At 45.8% G+C, this 7,428-nt stretch carries 5 protein-coding genes and 1 pseudogene; 1 reads left to right on the forward strand and 5 read right to left on the reverse strand.

Annotation, left to right across the window (positions count from 1 at the left end; translation table 11 throughout):
- A pseudogene (locus tag Q3886_RS06915) lies at positions 1-556 on the forward strand (IS30 family transposase); the annotation flags it as partial.
- 410 nt (positions 557-966) lie between these two features.
- Here the strand turns inward: Q3886_RS06915 and Q3886_RS06920 are convergent.
- The 5 genes from Q3886_RS06920 to Q3886_RS06940 form a co-directional block, all read right to left on the reverse strand.
- A complete protein-coding gene (locus Q3886_RS06920) occupies positions 967-2,055 on the reverse strand; it encodes a glycerol dehydrogenase (RefSeq protein ID WP_301860539.1) in 1,089 nt (362 codons plus the stop codon).
- An 87-nt stretch (positions 2,056-2,142) separates the two neighbouring features.
- The gene (locus tag Q3886_RS06925; protein ID WP_301860540.1) at positions 2,143-2,763 is read right to left on the reverse strand and encodes a hypothetical protein; all 621 of its coding nucleotides are present in this window, start codon (positions 2,761-2,763) and stop codon (positions 2,143-2,145) included.
- 27 nt (positions 2,764-2,790) lie between these two features.
- On the reverse strand, positions 2,791-4,239 hold the full coding sequence (locus tag Q3886_RS06930) for a hypothetical protein (RefSeq protein WP_301860542.1): 1,449 nt from the start codon (positions 4,237-4,239) through the stop codon (positions 2,791-2,793).
- Between the two features lie 146 nt (positions 4,240-4,385).
- A complete protein-coding gene (locus Q3886_RS06935; protein ID WP_301860544.1) occupies positions 4,386-5,696 on the reverse strand; it encodes an acetyl-CoA hydrolase/transferase family protein in 1,311 nt (436 codons plus the stop codon).
- Between the two features lie 109 nt (positions 5,697-5,805).
- Positions 5,806-7,257, reverse strand: a complete 1,452-nt coding sequence (locus Q3886_RS06940; protein ID WP_301860545.1) for a 4-hydroxyphenylacetate 3-hydroxylase family protein — start codon at positions 7,255-7,257, stop codon at positions 5,806-5,808.
- Between the last annotated feature and the right edge of the window lie 171 nt (positions 7,258-7,428).

A 7,428-nucleotide genomic window follows, 5' to 3' on the forward strand; every position in this document is an offset into this window, starting at 1 on the left:
AAGTAAAAGAACGGATTACCATGCATCAATGGTCTCCCGAAGAAATCTCTCATCGCTCAGAACGCCCTGCAGGGGCCGTCCATCGCTCTCGTCGCGGCCATTTTGAGGCAGATACGGTCGAAGGGAAGAAAGGAAGAGCCTGCCTGGTAACGTTAGTAGACAGAAAGAGCCGCTATCTTCTGGGAGGGAATGCCGTCCGAAAACAGGCGTATGCGGTCAATGCCGTTATGATTGCGAAACTGAAAGGACAGCATCTTCATTCCATTACTCCTGATAGAGGAAGGGAATTTGCCAAACATGCCGAAGTCACAAGGGCTTTGGATGGCGTGAAGTTTTATTTCCCCAAGCCCCATCAGCCATGGCAGAGAGGAACGAATGAAAACACCAATGGCCTACTGAGAGAATATTTTCCAAAAGGAAAGGACATCACGGATATTCCAGAGGAATACATTCAAAAGAAAATTGATGAACTCAATCTAAGGCCTAGAAAATGTATTGGTTACAGAACACCACACCCTATGAGGTCTATTTTTCAAAAACGTTGCACTTGACTTGACAATTCGCCTTAATAAAAAATACATCTTCTGGGCATGAAATCATGAGCCAGAAGATGTATTTTTTATATCTCCGTTGGCGGCAGTACAGTGTAACCCGCTGCCCCATCCAATTCTAACCAGGATACAAGTCCTAAAAAGGACTTCACAACAAGATGTATAGATGTATATCCCTGAGCAATACGCAATTCAGGGTGATACCAGACCGTAATTCCCTGTACAGACTCGCAAGGCATATCAGATCCCGCCGGACGTCCTAGCGAAACAGCTGGAACATAACTGCCCCAGATACGATCCCCACGTCAGCAGCCACCTGCAGATGGCTCAAAGTGCAGCGTAATCCAGACATTACCGCCACGCGCCTGTATATACCGGGATGCTTCTGAAGATATCGAAAACATAGCAGCCATACTTAATGCCTGCCAGCAGCATCTGCTGCCATAATAGCGGCATATACATCATCTGCCGTAATACCAGGCCGAATATTTTTCGTAAACTGTGTTGGTACCACAGCAGCTTCTGCTACACGGCGCAATTCTTCTTCCCGCATCTCCGTAATTCCCAGATCGGCCAGACAAGATGGTAATCCTACAGACTGAATATATGCCAGAACAGTATCCCATTCTTCTTTAGGTGCCGGTTCCAGTTGAAGTTGCGCCAACAGACCAAATGCTACTTTTTCTCCATGAGACGCATTGTGCGCCTGCGGCACCAGTGCCAGACCATCATTAATCGCATGCGCTGCAGCCAGACCGCCGTCTTCAAAACCAACGCCGCTTAAATATACACAGGCTTCGACGACGGATTCTAGCGCAGGCGTGACAATTCCCTGTTCTACCGCTTCCAGGGCCTTCTGAGAATCTGTCAGAAGCGTCTCGTAACATAATTTCGATAAAGCCAGTGCTGTCTTTGAACAGGTACCGCGAGACATGGTCTTCGCACCACTCCGATAACATGCACGCGCTTCAAAATACGTAGACAAGGCATCTCCCATACCGGAAATAAGATATTTTTTAGGTGCCTTGGCAATCAGTTCTGTATCCACCAATACAACATCAGGATTACGATACATCATCAGTGCTTTGACGACGACGCCGGCATCATTATAGATAACAGCCACACTACTGCACGGTGCATCATTAGAAGCAATCGTTGGCAAAATTACCGTCGGCAACCCACCCAAATTCGTTGCCACTGCTTTTGCCGTATCAAGAGCTTTGCCGCCGCCTACACCGATAATGACATCACACTTCGTTTCCTGTGCAATCGTCATCGCTGCTTCAATAGCCGCTTTCGTACATTGTCCACCAAATTCGCAATATATCATTTGCTTGCCCGCTTCTTCCAGAGAAGCTGCTATGCGTTCACCAATACGACGCTTGTTATTCGGCGAGCAGAGAACGAGAAAGGTCTGCCCCAATTTCTTCACATACCGTCCCAAACGGTCCAATTCTCCGGCACCCTGTATATAATATCCAGGAGCTTTCAATCCAATTGCCATCGTTATACCACCTTTCCGCAACATTACATCTTCACAAATAGTACAAAAGAGCGTGCTGATGCGCGCTCTTTTGTATCAACCACTTTTCTATGCCACACATGGAATGTCTGGCAATTCCTGCAGGCGCTTGACTAAAATATACACATCTTCTCCGACGCGGTACAGGAGCAAATCCCGATTTTCTTCACTGCACGGCAGATTCTGTTCTTCTCCGCCATTCAGCTTATCGTGACACACCTGGCAAAGTACCTCAAAAACCTCCTGTACTCCCGGTTCACCGCGGCCAGCCATCCGAACCATATGATTGAACAGTTCTTTATCGCTGTCATCATATGCAAAAATCTGACACCATGCAGCCAACAATTGGGCTTCATCCAGTCCCGTCTTCTTTCGTATCAGTTCTTTTTGCCTGGCCAGCAGCACAAGCATGCAGGATACATATGTTTTAACTACAACAGGAATCCCGTTTTTTACGTTGGCAAAATAGCGGCGATGCGCCCAGTATCCACGGAACGTCAGATCATTCTTTTCCAGGTATTCTTTGATACCATCGTTTGCAGAAACAGCACAAATCATGAAGAACCGTTTCATGCCTTCATTATTTGCACAGCTCTTGGCATTAGACAGACACTTTTTAACAAAAAACTCACACACTTCCGTCGTATTAGCTTTTGTCAGTTTTCTTAATAAATCGCCGTAATACTGCATACATTCGCCTCCATAACCAACAGTTCCCTATTTCGTTGCGCCTTCTTTTTCCGCTTCCATTTCTTTCATGGCAGCTACACTGAAAATAGGATCGCTCTTGGTATTATACAACGACATTTTTCTCTGGAAGAAATTCTTGCCATATACCAGAATGCATAATACAATACCAACACCTAAAGCCATGGCTGCCCCGCGGGATACCAGAACCCCGCCAATAATGCCGGCTACGCCCAAGTCATTAAATGTCTTAGCCCGCAGTACACCGACGCGGACGGCAACGTATCCCTGAATCAGCATGGTCAGTGCCAGGGCAATAGGGAGTACCGGTTTAACAAAGCTGACAATAGGAGACAGCCAGTACCCGGTAAAGGTACCAAGGCGGAAGGATGCAACCCCGCCGATTAAGCTGTCCATCGCTTCACGACCGTGTTTGTACCGTTCGCAGATAACAACCTGCATGGCAGCCCACATAGGACCACACATGGAAAGGTCCGGACCGGCCAGACCCATAATCATATTGCGGACACCGACGATGACGTTATTGCGGTTGGCGTCAAAATGAACGTTTTCATCACCATGACGGAATTCACGAGCTTCGTCAATAAGCGCATCTGCCTGAATAAGTTCACCAAACAGTACAACATATGTAGCAACAACCAATGGAAAAGCCGAAATATAATATTCCATGCCAGGGAAGCCAATGCGTTCAGCAAAAGGACTCCACTGGGTAAATACTTCCATGAAATGAGGATCCGTAAAACCCCATTCAATGGTCGGCCAGGGAAGTTCTCCTACAAGGGGAGCTACGATAACAGCCAGTACCATTGCCGGCAGAAGGCCCAGGTCGGAAACAACCTGAAATACTTTGTTTTTATTCATAATGCTCTTAAAGTGATTGCTGAAGGAACAGTAAAATGCAAACCCAACAGCAATAGCAATGGTGAGAGGATATTTATCAAAGCTGCCGCCGGCATTGAATACCAGCCGTACTGCAGCAATCCCGGCACCGATCAAAATACCTGCTTTCAGTGCATCCGGCACCATGTCGACGACTTTCTTGGCCAGACCTGTTGCCCCCAGAATAAAAGTAAGAATCCCCAGTTCCAATTCAAAGGCAATAAGAGCGTGCATCCGTTCTGCCGTATCATGCGGAAATCCGGACAGCCACAACAGCAACAAGGGAATAGCCGGCGTAATCCATCCTGGCACAACGGGGTCCCCTAAATGGGCATGCCACGTATATAAAAAACCATTCATGATGACAACTGTGATAGCAACTTCAAAGGGCATGCCCAGATATTCCTGCAACACTGGAATAATCCCCAGACAAACAGCACACAGCATGAGCCCTTGAACATAATCAGGCCATTCAAAGCGGTAATGAATAAAAGGAAGGCGGAATACTAATTTAAAGATGTGCAAATTAAGACCCGGCTGAATTTCCCCTTCTTTTCTTTTATACATAGGACCAAACATAGGATTCCCTCCTTTTAGGGTAAAAGCGTCATAAATCTATTACATATAGTTGTAATAATTAATGTGGCTCACAGTAAAAAAATAGCCATCACGGCCTCCTTCATGCAGTATGACGCATGAAAAAGGTCGCCATGGCCAACCAATTCTTACTGCGCATATTTGCAGTGGAACCGTCTTTCAAATTCTTCAATAAGAGGAGCCCGGAAGTCAGGATGCGCAATTGCAATAAGCGCCTTTGCCCGCTGCCGTAAGGTCTTTCCTTTCAAAGCAGCAATACCAAATTCCGTAATAACATAATCTACGTCGTTACGAGAGGTCGTAACCGCAGATCCTTCATCGAGAAGAGATACGATCTTGGAAATTTTCTTTGTTTTTCCTGTTGTAGAGGGCATCGCAATAATTGCTTTACCGCCTTTAGAACGCGATGCGCCGCGGACAAAGTCCACCTGACCACCAACACCGCTAAATTGCCGATAGCCAATCATTTCAGCGTTGACTTGTCCCATAAGATCGACCTGCATAGCAGAATTGATGCAGATAATATTATCTACCTGTGCTACAACAAAGGGATCATTCGTATAATCGGCTGGTTCAATAAGCACGTCCGGATTATGATCAACAAAGTCATATAATTTTTTGGTACCCATAAGGAAGTTCGCTACAAATTTTCCCTGATCAATCGTCTTCTTAGCATTGGTAATGACACCTTTATTCGCCAAATCAACAACGCCGTCAGAAAACATTTCCGAATGAATCCCTAAGTCCTTCTTTTCGCCCAGGAAAGACAGAACTGCGTCGGGAATAGCCCCAATTCCCAGCTGCAGCGTATCACCATCTTTAATGAGAGAGGCTACGTACTCGCCAATTTTTCGTTCTGTATCACCAATATGAGGCGGCTGCAGTTCAATAAGAGGTTCGTCTTTCTCTACAATATAATCAATATCTTTCAGATTAATGCCATTTCCATAAGTATAGGGCATATTTTTATTAACCTGTGCAATGCGGAGCTTTGCTGTTTCTGCTGCCGGCTGCGTATAATCGACAGAAATACCGAGCGAGCAATTACCGTTTTCATCTGGTTCGCTGACCTGAATAAAAGCCACATCAATAGGCAGCAATCCATCACGGAATAACGACGGGATTTCATGGAAGAAACACGGTGTATAATCAGCCCGTCCTTCTTCTACGGCTTTACGTGTTGACCCACCAACAAACAGTGCATTATGGCGGAAATGTTTTTCCATACCAGGCTGGCAATATGGCGCCGTACTCATAGCTACCATGTGGACGATTTCCACGTTTTCCAACCGCGGTGCCTGCTTAACTAATTCTGCCGTCAATGCCTGGCCTTCGCCGCATGCATGAGAAAAGGCAATGCGATCGCCTGATTTGACATGGCTCACAGCTTCTTCGACCGAAACAATTTTATCGGCATATGTCGTTCTCCAATCGTTCACCAAACACACCTGCTTTCTTCCCGTCCTGTCGCTGCATTGGCGGAGGAGTAAACGCTTCTGCAGCAACACGGCAGGGTATATAAAGTATAATCGTAAGCGTTTTTATATATTATTCTTCAATATGAGCAATAGCCTTAGCCAAGGCTTTCTTCATGCGCAGGTTACCCTGACGGGCAATCATGATGCGCTGTGCCTGAGGCGAACCAGCACCATGCATGGATTCTGTCCGATACCCAACAGCAGCCGTACCGAGGCTGAGATTTTCAATAAGCCGCAAAATTTTCAGGCGATTTTCCGTAGAAACACTGCTGACGCCGCGGAGATACTTTTCAACATATGGACCGATTTTGGGATCTCGCAGATCCTTTTCCGACGGAGCCGTAACCATGAGGCCGCCGGCAATATCTTCAGCAAGACGAACAATTTCATAGGGGAAACGAGTAACGTTCTGTTTGCAGACGTTTGCCAGGAGCAGGTCGATAAGGTAGTTCCCCGATTCCGTCTTCGTGCCCAATGCGGAGCAGGCAATACCGCAGGCATACAAGGTTTCGTTAAGGTGCTGCATTTCGATAATCTTATCTTTAATATGAGATGCTTTCGGGCAGCCATTGTAATCAGCTGCAACAGCAGCAGCGCCGATAAGAACATCACCTACGCCGACTTTGCAGCCGCCGTATGACTGGCGATGATATCCGGCAAAACGTTCAACCAAAGTCCCGGCAAATTCATATTCACCATTAAGGTAAATATTTTCATTAGGAATAAAGACGTTATCAAAAATAACCAGGGCTTCTGTACCGCCGAATTCAGGATTGCCTGTATCCATCTGGGCCCCTTCCAGTTTACGGGTATCACAGGACTGACGGCCAACAACCATGAAAATGCCTTCGGCATCAGTAGGACAGGAGAAGGAAATAGCGTAATCTTTATCATCTTCGCCCATGGCGATAGTCGGCATAACAATAACTTCGTGAGAATTGATAAATCCAGTCTGATGAGCTTTGGCACCACGAACAACGACACCATCCGGACGGCGTTCTACAACATGAAGGTACATATCCGGATCTTCCTGTGCATGGGGAGCTAAACCACGGTCACCTTTCGGGTCTGTCATAGCACCATCTACCGTATAATCATTTTCTTGAACGTATTTCAGGAATTTCATGAAATTTTCATGGTACGTCGTACCGTATTTTTTATCAATATCATACGTCGTAGAGAAAACAGCATTAAATGCATCCATGCCAACGCAGCGCTGGAAGCAAGCTGCCGTTTTCTGACCGAGGAGGCGCTGCATTTTTACTTTATTCATTAAGTCTGTCGTACTCTGATGAATATGAGTGAATCGGTTAACTCGTTCGCCCGTATACGGAGAAATAACGGTCATCAATTCCTGATATTCCGGCATCTGTGCCAGATCATATGTCATGCGAACCGAGTTCAGCGACGGACGAAGAATAGGATCATCCACCACGTTTTCTACTTTCTTTCCGAACATATACACCTGCAAGTTGAGTTTTCTCATGCTTTCAATATACTGTTCGCCTGTCATTAATGCCATAATCAATCATCCTTTCTAAAATACATAGAGAACTAATACATGTTGTCTGTCATGTATGTTTCATATCGTTCGCGTCTCAAGCGCGTCTCGACAAAATATAAAGCAAAATTTATGCCAACTAGCAAAAAAATAATATAAGTTATGCCGGCATCATAAAAAGCGCATATATAT

Source organism: uncultured Megasphaera sp., from assembly GCF_958350005.1.
In the GTDB taxonomy this organism is placed as follows: Bacteria; Bacillota; Negativicutes; order Veillonellales; family Megasphaeraceae; genus Megasphaera.